Origin of the sequence: Chitinophaga solisilvae (assembly GCF_009928525.1) — a bacterium.
GTDB lineage: Bacteria > Bacteroidota > Bacteroidia > Chitinophagales > Chitinophagaceae > Chitinophaga > Chitinophaga solisilvae.
In genome coordinates this window covers 450,870-476,998 of sequence record NZ_JAABOK010000002.1, presented here as the reverse complement: position 1 = coordinate 476,998, position 26,129 = coordinate 450,870, and the positions used below count along the sequence as shown (strand labels likewise).

The following is a 26,129-nucleotide window of genomic DNA, read 5'->3' as shown; positions in this document are numbered from 1 at the left end:
GTGTAGTTGTTATCCTAAAAGGAGCACTATTGTTTGTTCACTTGAATTACTTTGTCCTTTACATTAAATCTGACCGGGAATGTTTCTTCTAGCGTGCCTAATGCCTGTTGCAGGTTGCAGGAAGACAGGTATCCGGTGAAGGTATAATCTGCCAGTCGGGAATCTTTGAATACGACGTCAAATTCATAGTATTCCTGTAACCGGCGCATTACCTCCTTCAGCGGTTGTCCCCTGAAAGCTACCAGGTTGTATTTCCATGAAGTATAAAACAGCGTGTCTGCCTGCCGGGTCGTCAGCTGCCGCGATGTTTTGCTGAAGCCGGCCATTTCGCCGGGACGCAGCACAACCGCGCTGGCGGCAGCGGCAACTTTTACACTGCCGGTATTCAGTACTACCGTAGCCGTTTCTCCGGCGGTGCTTACATTGAACGCAGTACCCAGCACCTGTACCTCCAGCATGTCTGCTGCATGTACGGTGAACGCTTTGGTGGCCGGCTGTACAGAGAAGAAGGCTTCGCCTTCCAGCCATACTTCACGCGCCGGCTGATGCATAAAGCGGCGGCTGACGCCCATCCGGGAATTCCTGTTCAGACGCACGGTGGTGCCGTCTTCCAGGCTGATGGTCTGTACCTCGCGGGTGTTGTTCACATAATAACGGCGCTGCATATGCTGCTGCCACCACCACAGGGATGCTCCTATACCGATGACGGGAATCAGTACGGCAGCGGCACGCCACCAGGCTATTCTTCGTACAGGCCTTGCCGTTACTTCCGGCTGACGGGATACGATACGCTGAAAAATGTTGTCAGCAGCTGTTTCCGGCATTGAAACAGACAGGCCGGCCGGGGATATGTCTTCCGGCAATGGCAGCCACTCCGCTTCGGGGTGCTGTTCCAGCCAGTTCAATATCTCCTGACGCTCTTCCGGATTGCTGCTTCCTGCTGCAAACCGTATCAGCAATGCCTTTATCCTGTTTTGTTCCTCCATGCCAGACAGTTGGTGTAATAGTAATACGATTGTGAAAAGAGAAAAGACGACGCGAAGTAAAAATTTTTTTTAGTCCGTGATGACAGTAGTAAAAATGGCGAGTAAAACAGCCAGGTCGGCGTTCTCAGACAGGTAATGCCGGACATAGCGGGAAGCCTTTACCAGCTGATCTCTGACGGTATTGACAGAAATACCCAGGCGGTCCGCAATCTCCTGATTGGAACATCCGTCCACCTTGCTCATCCGGTAAATAAGCTGCCGCTGGGATGGAAGCCGGGAAACGGCATTCATCCTTATTTCTTCCAGTTGCTTGGTATACAATACATGGCAGGCATCTCCCACTGTATTTTCTTCATAAGCCTGCAGGAAATACGCACGGAATTTTTCATCGTGCACCGCCTTCTTCAGGTAGTCAAAAATATAGTTTCTGGCGCTGCGGTACAGGTACGCTTTCAGTGACAGTGACGGATCAAGTGACTCATGCCTGATCCAGATTTTCATGAACACCTCCTGGACAGCGTCCAGTGCAACTTCCGTGGAACCGCATAATTTCAGCGCATACGCGTAAATCTGGTTCCTGTATCTATTATATAATATCCGGAAGGCCGGCTCATCTTTTTCAATAATCTTTTTGCACAGCGCTTCATCTGTTGCATTCAACATGGCAACAATTTTAGTGACACAGTGGAGCAAAATAGAAATAATTATTTAAGTCAGGCATAGCAAGCTAAAAAAATCACATAAAAATCATACTGGCAACCATGATATATGTATAACATTTTCCTTATAAAAAAAGGCCGCTCCAAAAATAGAGCGGCCTTTTTTCACATCAACATGATGTTTATTCAGCTTTGGCTTGTTTACTTCATATCCCACCAGATACGGCCCCTGGTATCCAGCCTGTCAACGCCGTAGTCCGCATCCTTTGCCTGCATAGCTTTCACCGCATTGCCGATGTTGCCCAGCATTTCGGTAGCTGAAACAGGTATTACCGCCCTGCGGGGTATCAGCAGGTTCTGCGAACCGGTGTACAATGATTCCAGGTATGCAATACCGGAACCATCGCCGATTTTATTGACGCCGCCGGGAACATACGTCGAAAACTGCGGATAGCCGGTACGCTTCCACATAGCCCACGCCTCTTCCGGCTGGGTAAGGAAGTTCACCCATGCCTGGGAATACACGCTTTCCAGTCCTTTGTAAGGATAGCGGGTCAGGAAATCGCCCAGCTGCGCATCAGCGGCACGCGGTGTTCCCTGCTCTATACCTTTCTGTTTGTAATCATTAAAGGAAGCAGTCACCCCCTCATCATACCACTGCGCTGCAGATTTACCCAGGCTGTTGCCGCCTTTGGCTGCAATTTCCGCCATCATAAAGCAGGTTTCTGCATAGCTCAGCAGGGAAGTACGCATTTTGATGGTGTTACCATCCACAATTTTCTCATCATCATGCATTACGTTGGCATCTACATCCCTGAAGCCACCATTTTTAACAAACAGGCGACCCTGTATCAGCGAGATGAAATTCAGCGTGGCGGTAGCAGTACCGCTACCGGAAGTATAGGTGAACGAATGCGTTTTGGCCTGTCCCCACCAGTCGTAAGCCGAGCCGGAAGATGCCGAGAACACGTGCTTACCCATAAAACGGGATGTATTCCTGGAAGGCTCATTCAGCTCTGTTTTGGAAGCAGGTATACCAAAATCCCTCACACTCGTATAGGGCTTATAGTTAGTGCCCCAGTCGTTCTCCCTTACCATCAGCGGCAGACGCGGATCGCGGGTGGATTTCAGGAATTCAACAAAAGGAAACGCTGATACATATACGTTCTGGATAGCATTGATATCATTCACATCATTATTCCAGTCCTGCAGGTTGTTATATCCGAAAGATTCCGCATTGGAGGAAATAATCTGACTGCCGTAGTTACCGGCAATGTCTGTCAGCACACCCGCCAGATGCGCGGCATTTCTCTTCTCATAACGCTGCGCTATTTTAATACGCAGGGTGTTGGCAAATTTAATCCAGGAATCTGTTTTACCACCGTAGAAGAAATCCTGTTTGGAGATATCCTTCTGATCTTTGCTCTTCGCTTTCAGCACATCTGCTGATGCTTTCAGCTCCTGATCGAACTGCAGATACAGGGTCCAGTTGAAATCAAAATCAGGAACGGCATACTCCGTTGGCCTGAACGCCTGTGAATAAGGCAGCGCACCGTACATATCAGCTACTCTCCACGCATCGTATACCCGCATAATAGTACAGATGGCCTTCAGATCTGTATACGCATTTCTCAGCAGCGGACTTTCTGTATTGTTGATCTTGTCTATAATTTTGCTCATATCCCGTCCTACACCGTTGAAGTGGTCGGAGTAAAGCGTACCGTCGCTACCTGGATCAGGGAAATTCACTTTTCCGGGATCGCAGTAAGGCGCTTCCATAGCATCCTTATCAGCATTATCGCCAACGATATACTGCATATAACGCAGTGAAGTGCTGTATTTATTCAGCAGCTGTGTTCTGCCGGGCAGCGTATAGCTTTTGGTGGCATCCGTGAACAGGAATTCCGGGCGGGTATCGTATAATAAGTTAGGATCGGTATTGGTGTCCTGCATTTTCTTCATGCAGGATTGCGTCAGGGCAGCTACAGCCAGTAACCCAAGCGCTATTTTATGGAACTGTTTCATGTTGCTCAATGGTTGTAACGGTTAGAGACTAATGTTTAAGGTAACGGCATAGTTACGGGAGAATGGCACTGCGCCGTTAATGATCGGTTTGAACGGATCATTGCTTTGCAGGGATTCAGGATTCTGCCCGCCGGTCAGGCCGTTATACAGGTACGCAATGTTACGTGCGGTAAAGCGCAGTCCGGCGCTTTTCAGCCTGATCGTATTCAGCCACTGTTGCGGTATCTGGTAACCCAGCGATACTTCGCGCAGCATCAGCCAGGATAATTTTGTCACGGAGCCATTGTCCAGGTTAGTGCTGAAACCGTAGGTATTGATATAATAGGAACCTGCTTTCCAGGGTTCTACCAACCCTTTGTCATACGCCTGGCGGAAAGTCATACCACCAATGTTTTCACCGGTTTTCGGGCTTTTCTCGCCTGCTGCAAAAACGGCATCAGGAACAGCGCCGTCGTATACTTTCTGACCGGTATAGGAATCAATACGCTCTACACCACCATGCTCAGCATCCCGATACTGCAGTGTATTGGCCAGCGCACCACGGAACATGCCGTAGTTGTACGCGCCGGAATAGGCCAGACCACCAAAGCGGCCGTCCAGCTGGGCAAACAGGGTGAACTGCTTCCAGCGGATATTGGCATTGAATCCACCGATCCAATCCGGCTCAATACGTCCGATATTGGTTCTCGGATTTTTCTCATTATATCTCACCTGTGACCAGGTATATTCCTGGAAGTCATACTTTCTGTCAGGGCTCGCATTGGTAGCACGCGCACCTACCTTGATAATGGGCAGTCCGGTAGCAGGATCGTATTCCCTGTAGCTTCTGTCTGTGGTCAGGATACCCAGCGGGCCGCCAGGGTAAGCATATACGCTTGCGCCTTCATAGTTACCCATCATCTCGTATTCCATCATACCGTCGTTCAGGGATTTCAGCGTACCCCTGTTACGGGTGAAGTTCACACCGAGATCCACCTTGAGATCTTTTTTACGTACAGGCGTTACGTTTAACTGTACCTCAATACCTTCATTCTGAATGTTACCGGCATTGATACGTTTGAAACCATAGCCTGTTTCGTATGAATTCCTGATTTTGAGAATCTGGTTGGTACTGTTGGTTCTGTACCAGGCCAGGTCCAGGTTGATGAAGTCATCCAGGAAAGACAGGTTGGTACCTAACTCATAGGAACGCTGCAGTTCCGGCTTGTAATCGTAGTTAGGCAGAATATCCTTGTCTTTCTCATAGGAAGTGTTGACAGAATTGCCGTTGATATCGCGGACAGTAGTCAGCAGGTAACCGATGTTGGTATAATATGGTTCTGTACCGTTACCTACCCAGGCGGCGGATGCTCTCAGCTTACCGAAAGTAAACCAGCGGGGTATCTGTTCGCGCCAGGTGTCGGTAAAGGACCAGGAGAGATTTACAGAAGGATAGAATACGGAATAGTTGTTAGCGCCGCCTTTTACAATCAGCGGATAAGTCAGGGAAGATACCCAGTCATTACGGCCGGTGATTTCCAGGTTCAGGTAATCCTTGTAGCTCAGGTTCACGATGGCGCCGGCGCCGATTACGCGGTTGTTCTGCGGCGTAATTTTATAGGCTCTGTTATCTCTGATATCTTCCAGTGAGTTGGATAAGGTAAATACATCCGGAACAATCAGGCCGCCGCGTGTGGAGGCGCTGTATTCTTCCTGTCTGCCGTTACCATAGTATTCGTTAATCAGCCTGACATCCAGTTCCATATCCTTATTCAGTTTACGTGCGCCGTGCAGCATAAACAGGTAGTTGTAGGAAGAACTGTAGTTGCCGCCTACACCGTAGGAACCGCCTGCGCCAAATGCGCCGCCACCGCCTTCCTTGTTTTCATAGAAAGTGCGCCAGTCGTTCATATTGGCTTTGGCGCTTGCATCCAGCCAGTCGTTGATCTGGGCTTTCAGTAACACGGTTGCCAGCAGGGATCTTTCAGAGCGTTTCTTATTGGTTTTATCGAAGCGGTTAAATGCCTGTTGCACTACATCATCATAAAGGCTGTAACCGGTTTTCCGCATAGAGCCGTCGCTGTTGCGGTAATCGGATTTCCAGTCGCCCAGGTCAGTATTTCTGGGAACAGCATAATAGGTCAGGAAGCCCAGATTGGTACCGGAAGGCCACTCCCAGCGGCCCTGGTTATAGGCATTCAGCGCGTCTGTCATGGCATAGCTTATACCTGCTTCTACGGAGAAGATATTGTTGATCTTACCGGTAGTACGGAAATCGAAGTTGTTACGGTTTACTTCGTTGTTGGGCAGTGTACCTCTGTTCTGCAGATTGGAATAGGAGAAGCGATAGGTTACACGCTCATTGCCACCGCTTAGGGAGATGTTGTTATTGATATATTTTCCGTTCTGGAAGAATGTTTTCCAGTTATCCGGCTGTGCGCTGTAAGGCACCATTTTACCCGCATTATAGATTGCGGGATGCAGGCTGCCGTCCATCTTCGGACCATAGCTGTAGGAGGTATTTACCTGTGTACCATCCGGTTTGAAATTACCTTCACGGTAATAGGGAGTACCGCTACCGTACAGGTTCTGCAGAGGTAAGCCGTTATCATATATCACCTGTGTCTGGTAGGTGGAACTAACGGAAACGCCTATACCACTTCCTGCTTTTCCTTTTTTGGTGGTGATAACAATAGCGCCGTTACCGCCGCGGGAACCATACAGGGAGGTAGCCGCAGCGCCTTTCAGCACGGTGATGGATTCGTAATCATCCGGGTTCAGGTTTTTCAGCTGGGAGCCGTTGTCCAGTTCATCCGGTGTAACGCGGTTGTTTTCTATAACCATACCATCAATAACGAAGATGGGAGACGCATTTTTGGTGAGAGATTTGGCGCCGCGTATCAGGATGCTGGGAGATGCCTGTGCACCTGCCGCTCCGGAGAGGTTGATGTTTACACCGGCTACTTTACCCTGCAGGGCAGCGATAGGCGAAACGTTGTTGGCGCTCTGTACTTCGTCCACATTTACTTTGGTGATGGCATAGCCCAGCTTGCGGTCCTTCTTGGTGATACCGAGCGCGGTAACTACCACATTGCCCAGCTCATTGCTGGCCAGCTGCATCACAATGCTGAGGGTGGTGGATTGTCCTACCACTACTTCTTTCTGCTGATAACCGATAAAAGAGAATATAAGCACATCACCGGGTTCTGCCTGCAGGCTGAATTCGCCGGTTCCGGTGCTGGTGGTACCTTTGGTTGTGCCTTTGATACGGATGGAAACGCCTGCCAGCGGCACCTGCGATTCATCCCGGATAATACCTTTGATAACAGCAGGCGGCGGGGTGTTGGCTGCCACCACTCTGTCTGCTGCTGTTTCCCGTTGTTTGACCACAATGGTATTACCAACGATGGAATAAGTCAGCGGTTGATTTTTGAAACAGATGTCCAGCGCTTTTTCCAGGGTGGCATCCTGTACATTAATGGTTACTGCTGCTGCCTGGCGCATCCAGGACTCATCAAAAAAGAAGGCATAGCCGGTTTGCTGCTTGATTGCCCGGAAAACCTTTCCCAGCCTGGCATTTTTCTCCGCCAGCGTGACCCGCTGGGAATAGCCCTTGGCACTTATCTGCATGCAGCAGACGGTTAGGAGGATGGCTGTTAACTTCATAAACAGGAATGTTTTTGGAAGTACCCGATGGCTGAAATACCAGGCGGTACGTAGAATTTTTTCCATACTTTAGTAGTGGTTTTGGTTGAGTAAATAGCAATCTGTCCCAACAATTGTTATAATTAGTATTCACCGGAACTGCCGGCCGCGCTGACTCTCACCTCAGAGCGGCTTTTTATTACGGTAATACGACGATTCTCTTTTCTTCTATCCTGAAATGAATTTTGCTTTCTTCCAGTATCTTCAGTACTTCTGATACTTTGGTATTACGGGATATTTCACCGCCAAACCGGCGATCAGGTACAGGTCCTTCATATTTGATGTCTACATCGTACCAACGGGAAATCTGGCGCATCACTGCGGGCAGGTCCGTCTGATCAAATGAGAAATAGCCGTTTTTCCAGGCTGTTACTGCTTCTGTATCTACATTTTTATAAATGGTCAGCTTGTCTGACGGGTCCAGCTGTGCACGTTCTCCGGGCTTCAGCAGCTGGCGGCTGTTACCTTTTGCAATCAGTACGCTGCCTTCCAGCAGGGTGGTGTTTACGCTGTTTTCGTCCGTATAGGCGTTGACGTTAAAGTGTGTGCCCAGTACCTGAATATCCATGTTGCTGACATGTACGGTAAAAGGCACTTTGCGGCCTTTATGGCTGACGGCGGCCACTTCAAAATAGGCTTCGCCGGTAACTTCCACCCGCCTTTCCTCATGAGAGAAGGCAGCCGGGAAACGTACGGATGATGCGGCATTGAGCCATACCCTGGTACCATCGGCCAGCACCAGCTGAAACTGTTTGCTTCTGGGCGTGGTAATGGTGTTGAATAGCCGGGTGGCATCTTCGCCGGAAGCGTTACTGTAGGTGATACGCCCCTGGCGGTTAATAACTTTGGTTGATCCCTGAACAGCCAGCACCCCGTTGCCGGCACTGTCCAGCTGTATCTGTTCTCCATTGGCCAGTATCAGCACGCCGCCATTGGTACCGGGCAGACGGTCATAATTCCTGTTTATGCTTATGGGCGCCGGTACTTCCGGTGATTTTTTTAAAAAGATAAAATAACTGCCGATACCCAGCAGCAGCGCCAGGCCCGCCGCGGCAGCCAGACGGGCAGCCGGCCGGAAATACCGGCGACGCGGCAGCTCCGGCGTGGCAGCTATCATGGCAGCAAACTTTTCATCCCAGTTACGGTCAGCTGTTTCTTCTCCGGCAGCTATGGCAGCAGCATTCCAACGGGCCTGCAGCACTGCGGTGAGCGCCTCCATATCTTCCTCCCTTTCTGCCTTTTCCAACAGCAGCGCCAGCTCCTCCCGGCTGATCCGGTTGGCCAGATACTGTGCTACCAGGTACTCCCACGAATTGGTATCTCTGTTGTCCATAAGTTTATTTGCGTGGAGAAATCACTGCCAGCTATCCAGTAAGACGGATAAAAAAAGAGAGATAACTAATCGCCGGCAAAATTTTTTTTCAAATATTTCCGATCAGCAGGAAAACGATGGCCAGGTCTATCTCCCGGGCCAGATGATTTCTGATAAACCGCTGCGCCAGTACAATATGGTTGTTGACCGTAGCCCTGGAAATATTCAGCTGCCGGGCTATCTGATCGTGCGTAAGCTCCTGCTCCCTGGAAAGGGTATACACCTTTTTGCTCTGCGGCGGCAACAGCGCCACTGCGTGTCTTACTTTAGCTTCGTACTCCCGTGCCATCATGACCGCATCCGGGCGGTCCGCGGCGGCCGCCTGTATCTCTTCCAGCAACAGGCCGGACAACTGCTGATCTCTGGCCGCAGCCCGCAGAAAATCGATGGATTTGTTGTGCGCTACCCGGAACAGGAAAGCGTCAAAATGCTGAATACGGGTAATCAGCTCCCTGCCGGTCCATATTTTCATAAATACGTCCAGCACCAGCTCTTCGGCGACCTGCTCTGATTTGATGAAACGGCTGATATAGTAGAACAACCGTCCGCGATACTGCTCAAATAAGGCTTTAAAGGCCTTTTCGCTGCCTGCAGCCACCTCCTGCAGGTTCACTTGTTCTTGAATTGTTGGTTGCTGCACTGTTGTAAAGAATAACAGGTATATGATATAATTCTTTCTGCCTATCCTCAGATAGTATAAAATCTCGTGCAAATTATCTTTCCATCCTTATGGCACTGGTGTGTACATGACTTCTTCTTCAGTTGACTGTTTGGCTGATATATGGTAAAACGTTTTAGTTGTTACATGTCAAACGTAGAATAAAAAAATTAATCCTCCAAATCGGGAATTATGAATTATCAATGATGAAAGATGAGTTATAACCGAAGATTTATGCGGATCTTTACTTACACGTCCGCTTATATCTCCGCTTATAACTCATCTTTCATCATTGATAATTCATAATTCCCAATGGATATTACCGGTAAACACCTCAGAACCCAGATCCCCCGCTCCTCCCAGGGTATCCTGCAGCTTTCGCCCAAACGGCCGTCGGTGGTAAATGCCATCAAAGCCTCCAACCACGACCGCCTTAAACACCTGATACCCATCCGGCACGCCCGTATGAGCGCCTCCCCCTTCGCCTTTTACCGCGGTACTGCCGGCATTATGGCGCAGGACCTCGCCTGCCAGCCCCATACTGAAATTAAAGTGCAGGCCATCGGCGACTGCCACCTGATGAACTTCGGCGGATTTGCCACCCCGGAACGCACACTTATCTTCGATGCCAACGACTTCGATGAAACCCTTCCCGCCTCCTGGGAATGGGATGTAAAAAGACTGGCAACCAGCTTCGTACTCGCCGGCCGCAACAACCAGCTCCGCGAAGCCGACGCCCGCGAACTGGCCGTTAAAGTAAGTACCTACTACCGTCAAAGTATATACGAATACTCACAGATGAATACCCTTGACCTCTGGTACATGAAATTTGAGGCACACCGCCTCCTGGACAACACCACCAGCGAAAAGCTGAAAAATGTACTCCGCAACGCTATCAACAAAGCAGAAAAAGCCACCCAGCAGCAGGTATTCTATAAAATCACCCAAAGCGTGCTCGGCTCCTTCGAAATCGCCGATCAGCATCCGCTCATCTACCATCCGGTGGACCTGGAAAAAGAAAAAAACGCGATCCTCTCCTTTATGAAAGATTATGAACGCACCCTGCAGGCAGACAGGCGCGTACTCCTGGGCAAATTCAGGGTGGTAGATATCGCCCTTAAAGTAGTAGGCGTAGGCAGCGTGGGCACCCGCTGCTATGTGGTATTGCTGATGAATGAAAAAGATGAACCGCTGTTCCTCCAGGCCAAAGAAGCCAGGAACAGCGTACTGGAAGGGTATACCGCCAAAAGCAGCTACAAACATCAGGGAGAACGCATCGTACAGGGGCAGCGCCTCGTGCAGGCAGCCAGCGATATCTTCCTCGGCTGGAGCACCGGCTATGAAGGCCGCCACTTCTACCTCCGCCAGCTGCGCGACCGCAAAATAGCCCCCGACATAGATACCTTCGATAAAGATATCCTCATGGCCTACGCCGGCCTCTGCGGCCGTATGCTGGCCCGCGCACACGCCAAAACCGGCAACAGCAACACCATCAGCAACTATATGGGTAAAAGCGACGCCATCGACGAAGCCATCGGCAAATTCGCCGTTACCTACGCCAACCAGACTGAAAAAGATTACGCTGAATTCACTAAAGCTATTAAGTCAGGGAGGCTTAAGGTAACGAAGGAATGAGGAATGGAGGTTAATTACGAATTACGAATTGCGAATTACGAATGAAGAGCGAAGATCTGAGCAGATAAGTAAATGCTTTATCCGCTCAGATCTTCGCTCTTTATTCGCAATTCGTAATTCGCAATTCGTAATTCTTTATCCCCTCAGATCTTCGCTCTTTATTCGTAATTCGCAATTCGTAATTCGTAATTAACTTAAAAATCTACCTTAAACTTCTTCTCACTGCTCTTCTTCCGGTTTTTGAACTTTGGTTTTCTTGGCGGAAGTTTCGGCGCGTCCGGAGTAGCATTATGGGCATCTATCAGGGCGGCTTCTTCAAACGGGTGGCTTACTGCCGGTATCTGTTGCTTGGTGAGTTTGTTGATGCTGTTCAGGAAGGGGCGTTCTTCTGCCGCGCAGAAGGAAAGTGCGTATCCTGTAGCGCCTGCCCTGCCGGTACGGCCTATACGGTGTACGTAGGTTTCTGAAACGTTGGGCAGGTCGAAGTTGATCACGTGTTCCAGCGCATCCACATCAATACCTCTGGCGGCGATGTCAGTGGCTACCAGCACGCGCAGGCGTCCATTTTTGAAGTTACTGAGGGTAAGCTGACGGGAAGCCTGGGATTTGTCGCCATGCAGCGCGTCCGCGTTGATGTTCCGTTTTCTCAGGTTTTTGGCAATCCTGTCTGCTCCGTGTTTCGTTTGAGTGAACACAATGGTGCGTTCAATACGTTTATCTTTCAGGAGCAGGTCCAGTAATGACTGTTTATCCTTCTTCTTGACAAAATATACGCTCTGTTCTACCCTTTCGGCGGTAGTAGACACCGGAGTGATTTCTACCTTTTCCGGTTTATAGAGCAGGGAATTGGCCAGTTTGGAGATATTGGGCGGCATGGTAGCAGAAAAGAAGAGGGTCTGGCGCTGTTGCGGCAGCTCCCGGATCACTTTCTTGATATCATTGATAAAGCCCATATCCAGCATACGGTCAGCTTCGTCCAGTACAAATATTTCCAGGTGGCTGAGGTATACGTAGCCCTGGTTCATGAGGTCCAGCAGGCGGCCAGGCGTGGCGATCAGGATGTCTGTACCGTTACGCAGCGCGATGGTCTGCCGGTGTTGCGGTACCCCGCCGAAGATCACATCATGCTTCAGACCGGTATACTTGCCATAGGCGGCAAAGCTCTCATCGATCTGCATGGCCAGTTCGCGGGTAGGCGTCAGGATCAGCGTCCGGATATGCTTATATCCCTCGCTGGCAGACCTGGTCTTATACAATTGCTGTAAAATCGGGATAGCGAAGGCGGCCGTTTTACCAGTGCCTGTCTGGGCGCATCCCAGCAGGTCTTTACCTTCCAGCACAATGGGTATAGACTGTACTTGTATCGGTGTAGGCGTAGTATAACCTTCGTTCTTAATTGCTTTTAAAATGGGCTCAATAAGCCCTAATTGCTCGAATAACATATTGTTATATCTGTTCAGTAATTAAATATGAGCGCTTCTTCATCGACAGCGCTTCAGCATTGAGGTGAGCAGTAAAGAAAAGATTTTCCGGGCAGGAGAGATGAATATTTCAGTGCTTTATGCTTTTATCTCAACATATAACCGTAAAGATACGACTTTTTGGCAACCCGGTGACAGTTAATTACGAATGATGAATGGCGGGTTATTTTTTTATTTAGTTATTTGAGATTTTGCGCCTGATCGTGATGCTCCCTGGGCTTACAGGTTCCAGAGAAAATCATGATCAGGCACAAAATCTCAAATAACTAAATAAAAAAATAACCCGCCATTCGTAATTCATAATTAACAAGCCTATTTGGCTTCTTCCGGCTTTGTCTTCGGCTCCTCATTACCATGATGGCAGGAATAGCACGTAACAGCCATTACTTCCCGGCCTTTGAAGAATTTCCTGTTAATGCGGCTGGTCATCTTCATCATAGCGCGGGCTACATCTTTGTGCTGGTTATCATCACTGGCGAAATCCAACTTTTTAGGATCGTCTTTCTGGGGAGCATGGCAAAAGTTACATTTTACGCCCAGCGCAGTGTTAAAGCTCCGCATAGTGCCTATCAACTCATCATGACTGATATTTTTAGGCAGGACTTTCAGGTTTTTTGGTTTCTCCGGCTCCTGCGGCAGGGCAAGTGAACAAAGTGTGACTGCCGTTAACAGCGCACCGGCTGCCACGAGTGTTTTTTTCATTTTCATGACCATGGGTTTAGTAAATGTGTAATGCTTCCTTCCTTTAATCTACAAAAAAATTGATATGTATGTGGGTTTTTCTTCCCTGTGGGAAAAGAATTACGAATTACGAATGGCGGGTTATTTTTTTATTTAGTTATTTGAGATTTTGTGCCTGATGGTGATGCTCCCTGGGCTTACAGGTTCCAGGGAAAATCATGATCAGGCACAAAATCTCAAATAACTAAATAAAAAAATAACCCGTAATTCTTTTCGCAATAATCGGGTTTCCTCCCCCCTCTCCTTCCCGTAATTTTGTCTTAAATTCATTAGTCATGAACAATTATGATAAAATTGCAACGGCAATAGCGTATATCAATGATAATTTCAGGGAACAGCCTGATCTGGCAGAGATGGCGGCATCAGTGCATATGAGCCCGTTTCATTTTCAGCGGGTGTTCAGTGAGTGGGCGGGTGTTACGCCCAAGAAGTTCCTGCAGTATCTTACATTGCATCATGCAAAAAGTGTATTGAAACAGGAGAAGGCCACCGTGTACGATGCGGCTTTTGAAACCGGATTATCCGGTACCGGCCGGCTGCACGACCTTTTCATCAACATAGAGAGTATGACGCCGGGAGAATATAAAAACGGCGGAAAATCCCTGCATATCAATTACAGCTTTGCAGAAAGCCCGTTCGGGAATATGCTGGTAGCCTCTACCAGTAAGGGGATTTGCTTCATGGCTTTTGCAGATAACCACGAAGAAGCCCTGCAGCAACTGATGGGCGCCTTTCCGAACGCGCAGTTCACCCAGATGGTGGATCTCATCCAGCAGAATGCCCTGTACATTTTCACACGGGAGCAGCACCGGCTGTCAGAGATAAAGCTGCACCTCAAAGGCAGCGCCTTCCAGCTGAAAGTGTGGGAAGCATTACTCAAGATCCCGATGGGACAACTCACTACTTACGGTCAGCTGGCGCACGCAGTAGAAAGCCCCGGCGCTTCCAGGGCCGTAGGTACCGCAGTCGGGCAAAATCCCATCGCCTTCCTCATTCCCTGCCACCGCGTGATTAAATCCACCGGAGAACTGGGGCACTATCACTGGGGCGATAACCGCAAATCAGCCATGATAGGCTGGGAAGCCGCTAAAACAGACCCGCAGCACGGATGCCGGGAGTAATACTCACAACTGTTAAAAAGACAAAGGCAGCGAAGACTCGCTGCCTTTTTTAACTTCTTAAATGAGGGCTGCCCACTCGTGAAGGACAGCCCCATATTTGCTTATGAAAGAGGACTAGCACTGGAAAGCGCTGGCCAATATATACAAGGATGAAAAGTTAAGTGAACAACTACAGGTTATCCACACATAATTTATTGTAGACCAGTTCATCAGCTGAAATGGGCCAGATGTATTTGTTGGAAGCAGCAGGTACAGTTGCTATACCGCCGGCTTTGGCAGGGAAAGGAATACCCAGGCGGGTGATCTCCATGCCTCGCATACCTTCTCCGATGAATTCAATATGTTTTTCTTTGGCAATAGCTGCCAGCAGTGCAGGACCGTCAGCAAAGCTACCCGTTGTATAGGTAACGGTAGCGTCTGAACGATTTCTTACTGCATTCAGCAGCGCTACTGCCTGCGCGTCTACACCGGAGATCCGTGCTTTTGCTTCTGCAAGGTTCAGCAATATCTCTGCATAGCGGATAACAGGCACCCAGTCTGTATATGGACTGCCGGTAGAAAATTTATTCCAGAAATACAGCTTGGTACCATCTGCTTTCCGGATAAACTTACGGCGGGCATCTGTATCCACTTTCCAGGAAGCATCACTGTAAATACCGATACCGGTAGTATCCATCATGAATTCTGCATTGAAATACTGCCCCAGCTGGGTCTGTGTTTCAGGAAAATCGCCCGGATTGGAGGTGAACGGGAAAGAGAAAATAGATTCTTTCGTTACGCTCTTGGCATCTACAGCAAACACTTTGGTAACATCAGCATTCAGCTGATACCCCTGGGGAGATACAAATGGCGCAGCGGCGGAAACTATTTTATTGGCTTCTTCTATCACCTTCGGATAATTCCCCATATACAGATATACCCTTGTTTTCAGTGCAACAGCTGCAGAAGCGGTAGCATGCGTAATGCTGGCCGGCGCGCCGGCTACTGCGGCAGGCAGTGCTGCCTCTGCCTCATTCAGATCTTTCAGTATCTGTGCATATGTTTCAGCTACTGTGCTGCGGGCTCTGTTATAATCGCCCAGGGAAGTATGCCCTTCGGTATAGATCACCAGTCCCAGCTTTTTACCGTTATCATCCCAGTAAGGACGGGCATATAACTGCAACAGGTAAAAATAGCTGAGTGCCCGGATGAACTTTGCTTCTGCAATGAATTTTTTACCGTTGGCTTCTCCTACTACCTGGCTGCCCTTGGCGGTCATACCATCGATGAACACGTTGGCATTGTTGATGGCGCGGTATCCGCGGGACCATGTTTCCAGCACTTCCTGGGAAGTACCGTTGGAGGTCATTCTCCAGGCCAGGTTCAGGGTTACGCTGTTGGAGGTGATGTTGGTAAAATCCTCTCCGCGCACATCATTTGCCACCAGCATTTTTCCACCAAGGAAAGCACCGCCTTTGGCTATTGAATACACCCCGTTCAGCAGGTTGCCCACACGTTCAGGGTTATCAAAAATTTTAAAATCAGGAATATGGGTAGCAGGTGCAGGTGTCAGTTTATCTTTCTGGCAACTGCCTGTCATCAATGCCGCTAACGCTAATATATATACGCTGTATTTTTTCATCTTCAGTCAGTTTAGAAATTAATGTTAAGACCTAACGTATAGGAACGGCCATTTGCCAGGGTGTTACGATCAATACCTTGTCCTGATACGTTGTTACCATTACCGGATACTTCCGGATCCGGGCCGGGGTATTTGGTGATGACAGCCAGGTTGGAAGCCTTTGCATATATTTTAGCGCCACCGCTCAGATGAATACTGTTGGTAAATCTGGCAGGCAGGGTGTAGGTCAGCCCCACATTTCTAAGTTTGATAAAGTCGCCTTTGAATACATTGGAAGTAAGTACATAGGAAGTACCGTTGGAAACGTTATCACCGAATACTACTTTAGGAATATCGGTAACGTCGCCTGGTTTCTGCCACCTTCTCAGTACGTCTGTGGTATTGTTCCAGAAACGCTGATCCAGCATACCGGCGCGGCTGCCGTAGTAGATGGAGAATCCTGCCTGATAGGTCAGCAGTATATTCAGCTCAAAGGATTTATAACGGAAAGTGTTATCCCATCCGCCCAGTATTTTGGGGTTGGTATTTTTATACGGCTGCGCGTCGTTGATGCTTACACGTGGGGCCGGTTTACCATCTGCATAAAAATAGTTGGCCGTGGTCGCGTCGTAGTAAACAGTTTCGCCCTTACCGTTCACCAGCATCCTGCGGCCTGTCTGCGGATCAACACCTGCATCTTTTACCGCAAAGATCATACTGGTGGGGTATCCTACCTGGTTAACGCTGGTCAGCTCCAGATTGCCGGTTTTAAATGGTATCTGTGTGCTGGGCCCCAGGTCTGTCACTTCATTCTTGTTGTAAGCAATGTTGAATGCAGTATTCCAGGTGAAATCCTTTTTATTGATGGCAGCTACGTTAACAGAGAACTCAACGCCCCTGTTGTACATTCTGCCAATGTTGTAGGGAATGGTGGTAGGAACGCCGGCAGACGGAGGCGTGGTGATCTGCATGATCAATCCATCGATGTTATTGTAGTAGTAGGAGAACTCACCGGAAATTCTGTTGTTCAGCATTCCGAAGGAGAATCCGATATCTGTTCTTTTACTTTCTTCCCATCCCAGTTGCGGGTTACCGGCCTGATCGTAATACAGGGAACCGCCGCCGCCGTATAAGCTGGGCGTATACAGGGAGATAGCGTCGAACTCACCCAGACCGGCAGAGCTACCTACTTTACCGTAGCTTCCTCTCAGCTTAAAGCTGCTGAAAATTTTGCCCAGTCCGCCATCTGCCCAGAAGCTCTCTTTAGCAATTTCCCATCCGGCAGCAAAGCTGTAGAAAACGCCTTTCTTCTTGTCAGGGCCAAATGCAGAGTACTGGTCCTGTCTGAGGTTGGCAGTCAGGAAATATTTATCGTTGAAGTTATAGTTCAGACGGGAGAGCGCTGACAGCAGGTAGCTTTCGCGGCGCAGCATGGCGTTGCTGAGGTTCAGGCTCCATCCGCCCTGAATGGTGTTGAAGTATTTATCTGTCTGGCCGTTACGCTCAATACCGTAGCGCTGACGGGTATCGTATTGCTGTTCGCTACCCAGCAACAGGCTGAGGTTATGTTTGCCGAAGGATTTGTCGAACTGCGCGGTGTTGGTCCATACCCATCTTTTATTCTGCTGGGTGATACCAAAGGCTACGCCATTTTTCGTTTGTGCGTCACCGTGAATATTGTTCTGATAGATGTCGTTATCCAGCAGTGCATAGTCAACGCCATACTGTGTGCGCAGGGTTACCCATTCCCATGGTCTGACCTGCAGGTACAGGTTACCCTGTGTATGGTTGTTGGTGGTGAGGGAGTGATCCAGGTCCAGCAATACCTGCGGGTTATACAGGCCGGTACGCAGCGGGCTGCCATAGTTTGCAATATACTGCGAGCCGATGTTGTAGCTGCCGTCAGGATTGAAGGGAGAAACAATGGGCGAAGTCACGAAAGCCAGGCGGGCCAGACCACCGGAAGCAAATGCCTCACCTTCGAGTGAACCGGAGGCGCTGGAAATAGAGCTGGCTTCATTGGAGTAAGCCAGTTTTGCACCTACGGTAACGGCCTTGCCTATACGCTGATCTATGTTAAAGAGGATATTCTTACGGCCGAAATCATTTTTTCTCAGGATACCATCCTGTTTGGTGTAGCCGCCGGAGAAATAGTAGGAAGTACTTTCCGTACCACCGGAGATGGAGATGGTATGGCTGTGCGATAAAGCGCGCTGACGGTATACTACATCGCGCCAGTCGGTGTCAATGGTATCGCCGTTGGCGTCTACATTAAGTTTATAACGGTTTACGTTATCGCCGGAGTTGGCGAGCGCCTCGTTCTTCATCGTCACAAACTCACGTGCATTCAGCAGCTTAGGAAGGCGCATGGGGGTGGTCAGACCTACCCAGCCATCGTAGGAGATACGCATTCTGCCTGCCTTACCTCTTTTGGTGGTTACCAGTACCACGCCATTAGAGGCGCGGCTGCCATAGATAGCTGTGGCAGAAGCATCTTTCAGGACTTCAATAGATTCAATATCGGAAGGGTTGATACTACCCAGCGGATTCAGCGGAGCAGCGGTAGAGCCTACGTCGCCGGTGAAGGTAGGCACCCCGTCGATTACAATCAGCGGATAGCTGCTGGCCAGGGAGTTGGCGCCCCTGATACGGAATACCGGCGGGTTGTTTAACACGCCGTTGGGAATGGTGATCTGTACACCGGCAGCACGGCCACCCAGGCCGGCTTCAAAGCTCTGTACCGGCAATTGCGCTACGGAAGCTCCTTTTACAGTGGCGATCACACCGGTTACATCTTTTCTTTTCTGCGTACCATAACCTACTACCACCACTTCGGAGATAGCTTTGGTATCTGCTTTCAGGATAATACTGCCTATGTTGCTGCCGGATACAGGCAGCAGCTGTGTTTCATAGCCCACAAAAGAAATTTTCAATGCTTTCGCATCCTGTGGTATATTCAGGGAAAACCCGCCTTTCGTATCCGTTACAGTACCTGTTCTGCTGCCAGGAATAGAAACCGAAACGCCAGGTAAGGCATTCCCCGCTTCATCTGTAATTTTCCCGGTAACGTGACGATTTTGCGCCAGCAAGGAAGATGCTATCAATAGCATGCTGGCTACCACGAGTAGTAGTTTCCTCATTTAGATTCAGATTTTGGTTTTAATAAAAAATAAAAAAAAACTGTCAGATTTTGGTCATCGCGCCTATAAGTATAGTCATCAAGCAAAATATTAAAGGCTACAGATTTTGGTTGTCTCTCAGTTACTGATCCTCATCAATGTTGGCACTACTGCGCTGTTTCACTAAAGTTAATAAAAAACTTTTCCGGATGCATACAAATATGTTGTTTTTTTTTCACAAAATTCCAAATTTTTTTTGTGAGAAAAGAATATTCATATCAACCACCTAGATATCAGCCATGGACAAGAATATTTTTTATCTTGCCTGTAAAAAAATGAAAACCAGTGACAAAGCAGTTGGCCATACTTCTTCCCAGGGTTGGGAGATAGGGGTAAGACGCACTTTCCCCCTTACTGCTGACCAGGCATGGGAAATCATTTTTACGCAACCCGTACTCGGCGTATGGCTGGATAACAATGCAGCCCTCAGCTTCCGCAAAGACGATACCTACACCGCCGGCAACGGGGTAACCATTACCGTTACCAGCATTACCGATATAAAAGTAATCCGGATGAAATGGCAGGAAAAAAATCAGCCCGCCCCTTCCACCCTCCAGATAAGAGTGATCCCGGCCGGACAAAAAACCACCATCAGCTTTCATCACGAACGCCTCGCAGACAACAACGACCGCATAGCCAAACAACAGTTCTGGAGCCACGTATTAGATCAGATAGGGAAATAGTTTTCGTATAGTCTGCGGCGTTATTGAGGTTTCAATTACGAATTACGAATTGCGAATTACGAATGTAGAAGCGAAGATTAAAACGGAGATTAAAAGAGATAACTATGAAGTATCTCTTTTAATCTCCGTTTTAATCTTCGCTTCTACATTCGTAATTCATAATTCGTAATTCGTAATTATTTTCAAAGAAAATGTTAAATTGTAGTACCCTGAAACTCCCTATTTTTAAGGGAATTATAAGTTCGTCCTATCTCTGTACCCTGTAACTTTGATACTCCAAAGCACCACGAACAATACGGTAGCAATATATGAACGGATACAGTATAGTTATAGGCCCCCGACAACAGGAACTCCTGCAGCAGGAAACCCTGGCAGATATATTCAGATATACCGCCCGACAACATGCACAGCACACTGCCCTTGTTTTTCAACATCAGTCGTTCACGTACGCCACACTGGACCACTGGAGCGATGCAGTAGCCGCTATGTTGCAGGCACGCGGGATTGGCCCGGGCAGCGTGGTAGGCATATGGTGGCCCCGCGGGCCGGAACTGCATGCCGCCATTATAGGTATCGTGAAATCCGGCGCCGCCTATGTACCGCTCGATCGTGAAATGCCGGCAGAACGGGTGGAAGGCGTTCTTACCGAAGTGAAAGCCGCCGCATGCTTCAGCGAAACACCCCTGCAGATTCCGGCAGCCATCCTTACCGTACCGCCACTGCCGGATGCGAAGGAACAGTTCACACTGACCACCGCACCAGCTCCTGAAAATACAGCTTATGTACTCTATACCTCCGGCAGTACCGGTAAACCCAAAGGCATACCTATCAGCCACCGGCAGATATGTCACCTGGTCAGGGCCGAACAAACCGTACTGCATATAAATGCACAGGACAAAGTATATCAGGGCTTCTCCGTTTCATTTGATATGTGGTGTGAAGAAACCTGGGTCAGCTACTTCGCCGGCGCTACCCTCTGGGTGGCAGATGCTACTACCGCCAAAGCCATCGATGAACTGGGGCAAACCCTCCGCAACGAAAAAATTACCATCCTCCATGCCGTTCCCAGCCTGCTGGCGGTGATGGAAGACGATATACCTTCCCTCCGCCTTATCAACGCCGGAGGAGAAGCCTGTACCCCGCAGGTACTGGCCCGCTGGGGCGCACCACCCAGGATCTTCTATAACAGCTACGGACCTACGGAAACAACGGTCAGCGCCACCTTTGCCCGCCTGCAACCCGGCAATGACATCACCATCGGACATCCGCTGCCAAACTATAACATGGCGGTTGTAGACGAACAACTCAACATACTCCCGCTGGGAGAACGCGGAGAACTCGTCATTACCGGTCCCGGCGTAGGCAATGGATACATAGACCGCCCGGAGCTGTCGCGCGAGAAATTTGTGCCCAAACCAGCCTTGCTGGAAGCACTCCCCGGAGATATCATATACCGCACCGGCGACGCCGCTGTGATACTGCCGGATGGCAGCATCGATTTCCAGGGCCGTCTCGACGATCAGATCAAACTACGCGGTTACCGTATTGAACTGGGAGAAATTGAAAACCGGCTCAACGCCCTGCCCGGCATCATTGCCGCAGCAGTAGCCGTAAAAAAAGACAGCAATGAACAGGATCAGCTGGTAGGATATGTAGTGCAGGCAGCACAGCAGCCGTTTGATGAAACCATCCTGCGCGGGGAACTTGCCAGGGTGTTACCACCTTATATGGTACCAGGTATCATCATACCCCTGGGAGATATGCCCCGCCTGCCCAGCGGAAAGATCAACCGCAAGGCGCTGCCATTGCCGCCGTCCTTTGCACAGGCAGCCACCCAGGAAGCCATAGATGTTCATGCCCCGCTGCAGGACAGGGTTCTGGCTATCCTCGCAAAAATTTTCCCGGACAAGCCGGTCAACCTGCAACAGGATTTTTTCACTGACCTGGGTGGTCATTCATTGCTGGCCGCAGCCTTTGTTTCCCGCCTCCGCCGCGAAGCCGGCATACCGCAGGCTTCCCTGAAAGATATCTATATACACCGTCCCCTGCTGGCGCTGACGGAAGCCTGGAGCACTGCCCCGCAAAGCACCGCAGCACAGCACAGCTTCCGCCAGGTACCCTGGTGGCGGCACCTCGCCTGCTGGATCGCGCAAACCATCGCTTTACTGGTCATCTTCGGCCTGTTTGCCATGCAGATATTCTTCCCTTACCTGGGATATTATTATGTGGAACAGGCTACCAGTCACCTCGGCTACGCTATCATCACCGCGCTGGCAATGTTCTGCCTGCTGCCGCCTGTTTTCTCTGTACTTATCATCAGCCTCAAATGGCTCGTCATCGGTAAAATGAAAGCCGGTGATTACCCGCTCTGGGGCTCCTATTATTTCAGGTGGTGGCTGGTGAAAACCTCGCAGCGGCTCATGCCCGCCCAGTTCCTGAACGGCACACCACTATATCCGCTTTACCTCCGCGCCCTCGGCGTGAAAATAGCTTCCGATGCCCAGCTGGGCGCTGTCACCATCGGTGCGGAAGACCTGGTTACCATCGGCAGCGATGTTAGCATCAGCTCCCAGGCCGTTATCAACAATGCCTTTGTGGAAGACGGCCTGCTGAAACTACGTACCGTACACCTCGGCGATCATGCCTACATAGGCAGCAGTGCCATTGTTGCGGGCGACACTGTCATGGAAGCCTGGAGCGAACTCCAGGACCTCAGCTACCTCCCGCCGAAACAGACAATCGCCTCCGGGGAAGTATGGCAGGGCAGCCCCGCACAACTGAAAATAAAAAAGGATATCCTTGAATTACCGCACCCACTGCCGGTTTCAAAGGCTACCCGCAGGAAATATAATTTCATTTTCTCCCTGTCGCTGCTCGTCTTTCCCTTTACCATCCTGCTGCCGTTGCTGCCAACCATCATCATTCTCAACAGACTGGATAATGCTGCGCCGGATTATAACTTCAACTATATGGTCATCACCCCACTGCTGGCCCTGAGCTATATTCTGCTGTTTACCTTCCAGACCATCGCGCTCACACGCCTGCTGCAATGGAAGCTGAAACCCGGCACCTATCCCATCTACAGCCTGTTTTATGTGCGCAAATGGTTTGCAGATCAGCTCATGTCACTCACGCTAATTGTTATACATCCCATCTTTGCCACCGTATATATTTCCGCACTCTTCCGCGCACTGGGCGCACGTATCGGGAAGAATACGGAAGTATCTACCGCCAGCAGCGTTACCCATCCCCTGCTGGAAATCGGCGATGGCGCATTCATCGCGGATGCTGTTACGCTGGGAGAATCTGATGTGCGCGCACAACAGCTCACACTGGAAAAAACGGTGATTCATAACAACAGCTTCGTGGGCAACAGCGCACTGATTCCACAGGGTTATATATTGCCGGGAGATATGCTGATAGGCGTACTCTCCACACCACCTTCAAAGGAACAGCTGGCGGCAGACAAAGCCCGCGACTGGTTCGGCTCACCGGCTATTGCGCTGCCACGCCGCCAGGAAAGCCGCTTCTTTCCGCCGGAACTTACTACCCATCCATCGCCGCAAAGGAAGCTGGCCAGAGGTATTGCGGAATTCATCCGCATACTGATCCCGGAAACAATGGTTATCTGCTGCAGCATCCTGTTTATCGCATACGCACATGACCTGGTGACCGATAAACCACTCTGGTCCATCATACTGCAGTTTCCGCTGTACTATCTTTTCTTCCTGGGACTACCCGCCTTCTTCTTTACCGTCCTGATGAAATGGATACTGACAGGCAGTTACAAACCGGTACAAAGTCCAATGTGGACATCCAGGGTATGGCGCAGCGAAGGCACCACCTCTACCTACGAAGCACTGTCCGTTCCCTTCCTGCTGGATTTCCTCAGAGGTACCCCCTGGCTGCCGGTATTACTGCGGCTGCTCGGCGTAAAAACAGGCCGCCGTGTATGGCTCAATACAACCGACATTACAGAATTTGATATGGTGGCCATAGGAGATGATACCGCCCTGAATGAAGACAGCGGCCCGCAAACGCATCTCTTCGAAGACCGTGTCATGAAAATAGGCCCCATAAAAATCGGTAACCGTAGCAGCATCGGCGCAAGAACCATCATCCTGTACGACAGTGAAATCGGCGATGAGGTGAACCTCTCTCCCCTCTCACTTGTAATGAAAGGAGAAAAACTACAGTCCGGTACCAGCTGGACGGGTAGCCCTGTTAAACCGGAATAATGCCATATGATTACCATAACGCCCATCCATATACGCGAACACTATACACTCATGTCCGGCATGATGAAAGGCCTGCATGAATCGGAGCTGGACTACTTTCATCAGACCGCCCGATGGGAACACATCGCAGGTGATTATATGCAACATGTCATCAGTATGCAGGAAAGTAATAACGGCTCCTGTCTGCTGGCCTCCTGGAATGGCGAGCCCGCCGGATTCATCTTCGGCTACACGGAAGAACCCGACGAAAGCCGTATTGAAGCCTATACCGGCGACACCCTCTATGTGTCCGACGGCTACGTAGCGCCGGAGTTCCGCCGCCTTGGCATTTACCGGGCACTGAATGCGGAACTGGAAAAAATCTATATAGCACAGGGCATCCGCCGTATGGTAAGATATACGCTGAGCAACAATTACCGCATGCAACAGTTTCTTTCTTCACAGCAATATGAGCCGGTGAGAATAGTGTATGAAAAATGGCTCACTGCAGATGCAAAGGATCATGTAAAACTGTTCCCCGAAGGCTGGCGGCCCAATATCTCCCAATGAACCGTTTCCGGCGGAACTACGTATATGAAAACATGTTTCACCGGATTCTCCTGCATATCACCATATGGCTGAGCATAACACTGTCAGCGCAGACACAGGGCATCCCATGGATGCGATTTGGCCCGGAAGCCTTTGCCCTCGCTCAACAGCAGCACCAGCCCGTACTACTCGATCTCGGCGCCAGCTGGTGCCACTGGTGCCATGTCATGGACGATTCTACCTATACGCATCCGGATATAATTGCCTTCCTCAGCACCAATTATATCTGCATCCGCGAAAACCAGGATAAGCGCCCCGATCTTTTTGCCCGGTATAAAGATTACGGATGGCCCGCCACTATTATATTTCATGAAGACGGAAGAGAACTGGTAAAAGAAGCAGGATACTTTAATCCGGCTGCTTTCCTGGCACTGTTGCAAAAAACGTATACGGGTTACCGTTATACACCTCCGGAAAAGAAGCGTCAGATAACCACCCCGGTAAAAGGCGGATGGTCACCCCGCACTGCCGCCTACGTACGCGATAACTTCTTTCGCTACCTCGATACGATCAACGGTGGTTATGACATGCAGCAACGTTTCCTTGAATATGATGGCATTGCCTATGCCCTGCTGCACTATAAAACCAATGCTATCCTCCGCAAGTGGCTGCCGCTCACCATCCACAACTCCTATCTTATCAACGACAGCAGCTGGGGCGGCGTATATCAGTACTCCACACATGGCGACTGGCAACATCCGCACTTCGAAAAAATAGGGACCATACAGGCACGCTACCTTAAAATATATGCAGCCTACTACCAGGAAACCCACGACACTACTGCTTTACATCATGCAAAAAAAATCATCTCCTACCTCAACACCTTCCTGAAAAGCCCAACCGGATTATATTACAATTCACAGGACGCCGATCTTCATCCCGGAGAACCTGCCGGAGAATATTTCGCACTATCTTCTGCACATCGCTACCAACAAGGCATTCCGCTTATTGACAGCTCCTGTTACGCCAAAGAAAACGCACAACTTGCAGATGCTTTCTTCACTATCTTTGAGGCTACCGGAGACAATCATTATCTGCAAACTGCCACCACCATACTGAATCAGCTGATACGTTACTATAAACAACCGGATGGCGGCTATCTGCATGATACCGTTTTCACCGGCGCCATAGCCCTCGCAGACCAGCTCTATACCTGCCAGGCACTGCTTCACGGCTACAGGCTTACCCGCCACCATTCCTGGCAACAGGAAATGGTGAGCAGCGCCCATTACATCTTGCAACATTTTACTGGAAAAAACAATGCACTATACAGCTTCACCGGCAACCGGCTGATACCTCCGGAATATCTGCTCAGCGAAAACATCGATGCCTGCCATCTCTTAAACAGGCTATCGGAAGAAACAGGCAACAAACAATACAAACAGGCAGCAGCAGGCATTTTCCGCTACCTTACATCCGGGGCAGTACTTTCGGGGATTATAGCAGAACCGGGAATAATTATGGGGGAATAATTACGAA

The 26,129-nt window shown here is 49.7% G+C and carries 16 protein-coding genes; 6 read left to right on the top strand and 10 right to left on the bottom strand.

Features of this window, described 5'->3' with window-relative positions:
* Nucleotides 1–26: 26 nt before the first annotated feature.
* The 6 genes from GWG06_RS04690 to GWG06_RS04665 all read right to left on the bottom strand — a co-directional run bounded on the left by GWG06_RS04690 (nucleotide 27) and on the right by GWG06_RS04665 (nucleotide 9,339).
* Nucleotides 27–986, bottom strand: coding sequence for a FecR family protein (locus GWG06_RS04690; protein WP_160711628.1), 960 nt, complete (start codon nucleotides 984–986; stop codon nucleotides 27–29).
* Nucleotides 987–1,055: 69 nt separating this feature from the next.
* Nucleotides 1,056–1,649, bottom strand: coding sequence for an RNA polymerase sigma-70 factor (locus GWG06_RS04685; RefSeq protein WP_160711626.1), 594 nt, complete (start codon nucleotides 1,647–1,649; stop codon nucleotides 1,056–1,058).
* Between the two features lie 197 nt (nucleotides 1,650–1,846).
* Nucleotides 1,847–3,670 carry a SusD/RagB family nutrient-binding outer membrane lipoprotein gene (locus tag GWG06_RS04680; RefSeq protein ID WP_160711624.1) on the bottom strand — a complete coding sequence of 608 codons (1,824 nt, stop codon included), beginning with the start codon at nucleotides 3,668–3,670 and terminating at the stop codon, nucleotides 1,847–1,849.
* Nucleotides 3,671–3,691: 21 nt separating this feature from the next.
* Complete coding sequence (locus tag GWG06_RS04675) at nucleotides 3,692–7,381, bottom strand: SusC/RagA family TonB-linked outer membrane protein (protein WP_160711622.1); 3,690 nt, start codon at nucleotides 7,379–7,381, stop codon at nucleotides 3,692–3,694.
* 112 nt (nucleotides 7,382–7,493) lie between these two features.
* Nucleotides 7,494–8,687, bottom strand: coding sequence for a FecR family protein (locus GWG06_RS04670; RefSeq protein ID WP_160711620.1), 1,194 nt, complete (start codon nucleotides 8,685–8,687; stop codon nucleotides 7,494–7,496).
* Between the two features lie 88 nt (nucleotides 8,688–8,775).
* Nucleotides 8,776–9,339: an RNA polymerase sigma-70 factor gene (locus GWG06_RS04665; protein ID WP_202182944.1), complete on the bottom strand. Its 564-nt coding sequence runs from the start codon at nucleotides 9,337–9,339 to the stop codon at nucleotides 8,776–8,778.
* A gap of 357 nt (nucleotides 9,340–9,696) precedes the next feature.
* Here GWG06_RS04665 and GWG06_RS04660 point away from each other — a divergent pair, with 357 nt between their 5' ends.
* Nucleotides 9,697–11,019, top strand: coding sequence for a DUF2252 domain-containing protein (locus tag GWG06_RS04660; protein WP_160711618.1), 1,323 nt, complete (start codon nucleotides 9,697–9,699; stop codon nucleotides 11,017–11,019).
* Nucleotides 11,020–11,213: 194 nt separating this feature from the next.
* Here the strand turns inward: GWG06_RS04660 and GWG06_RS04655 are convergent, their stop codons facing one another.
* Both GWG06_RS04655 and GWG06_RS04650 read right to left on the bottom strand, forming a co-directional pair.
* Nucleotides 11,214–12,461: a DEAD/DEAH box helicase gene (locus GWG06_RS04655; RefSeq protein ID WP_127044491.1), complete on the bottom strand. Its 1,248-nt coding sequence runs from the start codon at nucleotides 12,459–12,461 to the stop codon at nucleotides 11,214–11,216.
* 351 nt (nucleotides 12,462–12,812) lie between these two features.
* Entirely contained in the window at nucleotides 12,813–13,208 is a 396-nt protein-coding gene (locus tag GWG06_RS04650) for a c-type cytochrome (protein WP_160711616.1), read from the bottom strand.
* Nucleotides 13,209–13,516: 308 nt separating this feature from the next.
* Here GWG06_RS04650 and GWG06_RS04645 point away from each other — a divergent pair, with 308 nt between their 5' ends.
* Nucleotides 13,517–14,362 (top strand): methylated-DNA--[protein]-cysteine S-methyltransferase, encoded by an 846-nt coding sequence (locus GWG06_RS04645; RefSeq protein ID WP_160711614.1) that lies wholly within the window; start codon nucleotides 13,517–13,519, stop codon nucleotides 14,360–14,362.
* A 169-nt stretch (nucleotides 14,363–14,531) separates the two neighbouring features.
* Here the strand turns inward: GWG06_RS04645 and GWG06_RS04640 are convergent, their stop codons facing one another.
* Both GWG06_RS04640 and GWG06_RS04635 read right to left on the bottom strand, forming a co-directional pair.
* The gene (locus GWG06_RS04640) at nucleotides 14,532–15,983 is read right to left on the bottom strand and encodes a RagB/SusD family nutrient uptake outer membrane protein (RefSeq protein ID WP_160711612.1); all 1,452 of its coding nucleotides are present in this window, start codon (nucleotides 15,981–15,983) and stop codon (nucleotides 14,532–14,534) included.
* Between the two features lie 11 nt (nucleotides 15,984–15,994).
* Nucleotides 15,995–19,102, bottom strand: coding sequence for a SusC/RagA family TonB-linked outer membrane protein (locus GWG06_RS04635; protein WP_160711610.1), 3,108 nt, complete (start codon nucleotides 19,100–19,102; stop codon nucleotides 15,995–15,997).
* Nucleotides 19,103–19,416: 314 nt separating this feature from the next.
* Between GWG06_RS04635 and GWG06_RS04630 the strand changes: the two genes are divergently transcribed.
* The 4 genes from GWG06_RS04630 (at nucleotide 19,417) to GWG06_RS04615 (ending at nucleotide 26,122) form a co-directional block, all read left to right on the top strand.
* The gene (locus GWG06_RS04630; protein WP_160711608.1) at nucleotides 19,417–19,824 is read left to right on the top strand and encodes an SRPBCC domain-containing protein; all 408 of its coding nucleotides are present in this window, start codon (nucleotides 19,417–19,419) and stop codon (nucleotides 19,822–19,824) included.
* A gap of 308 nt (nucleotides 19,825–20,132) precedes the next feature.
* Complete coding sequence (locus GWG06_RS04625; protein WP_160711607.1) at nucleotides 20,133–24,062, top strand: Pls/PosA family non-ribosomal peptide synthetase; 3,930 nt, start codon at nucleotides 20,133–20,135, stop codon at nucleotides 24,060–24,062.
* 6 nt (nucleotides 24,063–24,068) lie between these two features.
* Nucleotides 24,069–24,611 carry a GNAT family N-acetyltransferase gene (locus GWG06_RS04620; protein ID WP_160711606.1) on the top strand — a complete coding sequence of 181 codons (543 nt, stop codon included), beginning with the start codon at nucleotides 24,069–24,071 and terminating at the stop codon, nucleotides 24,609–24,611.
* Entirely contained in the window at nucleotides 24,608–26,122 is a 1,515-nt protein-coding gene (locus GWG06_RS04615) for a DUF255 domain-containing protein (RefSeq protein ID WP_160711605.1), read from the top strand. The genes GWG06_RS04620 and GWG06_RS04615 overlap by 4 nt, the downstream gene beginning before the upstream one ends.
* The last annotated feature ends 7 nt before the right edge of the window (nucleotides 26,123–26,129 follow it).

What these genes read in the sequence shown, in the direction of transcription:
- GWG06_RS04620 (WP_160711606.1), top strand. Translation starts at nt 24,069, where the DNA reads ATGATTACCATAACGCCCATCCATATACGCGAACACTATACACTCATG.
- GWG06_RS04640 (WP_160711612.1), bottom strand. Translation starts at nt 15,983, where the DNA reads ATGAAAAAATACAGCGTATATATATTAGCGTTAGCGGCATTGATGACA.
- GWG06_RS04645 (WP_160711614.1), top strand. Translation starts at nt 13,517, where the DNA reads ATGAACAATTATGATAAAATTGCAACGGCAATAGCGTATATCAATGAT.
- GWG06_RS04690 (WP_160711628.1), bottom strand. Translation starts at nt 986, where the DNA reads ATGGAGGAACAAAACAGGATAAAGGCATTGCTGATACGGTTTGCAGCA.
- GWG06_RS04625 (WP_160711607.1), top strand. Translation starts at nt 20,133, where the DNA reads ATGAACGGATACAGTATAGTTATAGGCCCCCGACAACAGGAACTCCTG.
- GWG06_RS04660 (WP_160711618.1), top strand. Translation starts at nt 9,697, where the DNA reads ATGGATATTACCGGTAAACACCTCAGAACCCAGATCCCCCGCTCCTCC.
- GWG06_RS04655 (WP_127044491.1), bottom strand. Translation starts at nt 12,461, where the DNA reads ATGTTATTCGAGCAATTAGGGCTTATTGAGCCCATTTTAAAAGCAATT.
- GWG06_RS04635 (WP_160711610.1), bottom strand. Translation starts at nt 19,102, where the DNA reads ATGAGGAAACTACTACTCGTGGTAGCCAGCATGCTATTGATAGCATCT.
- GWG06_RS04680 (WP_160711624.1), bottom strand. Translation starts at nt 3,670, where the DNA reads ATGAAACAGTTCCATAAAATAGCGCTTGGGTTACTGGCTGTAGCTGCC.
- GWG06_RS04650 (WP_160711616.1), bottom strand. Translation starts at nt 13,208, where the DNA reads ATGAAAATGAAAAAAACACTCGTGGCAGCCGGTGCGCTGTTAACGGCA.
- GWG06_RS04670 (WP_160711620.1), bottom strand. Translation starts at nt 8,687, where the DNA reads ATGGACAACAGAGATACCAATTCGTGGGAGTACCTGGTAGCACAGTAT.
- GWG06_RS04675 (WP_160711622.1), bottom strand. Translation starts at nt 7,381, where the DNA reads ATGGAAAAAATTCTACGTACCGCCTGGTATTTCAGCCATCGGGTACTT.
- GWG06_RS04630 (WP_160711608.1), top strand. Translation starts at nt 19,417, where the DNA reads ATGAAAACCAGTGACAAAGCAGTTGGCCATACTTCTTCCCAGGGTTGG.
- GWG06_RS04685 (WP_160711626.1), bottom strand. Translation starts at nt 1,649, where the DNA reads ATGTTGAATGCAACAGATGAAGCGCTGTGCAAAAAGATTATTGAAAAA.
- GWG06_RS04615 (WP_160711605.1), top strand. Translation starts at nt 24,608, where the DNA reads ATGAACCGTTTCCGGCGGAACTACGTATATGAAAACATGTTTCACCGG.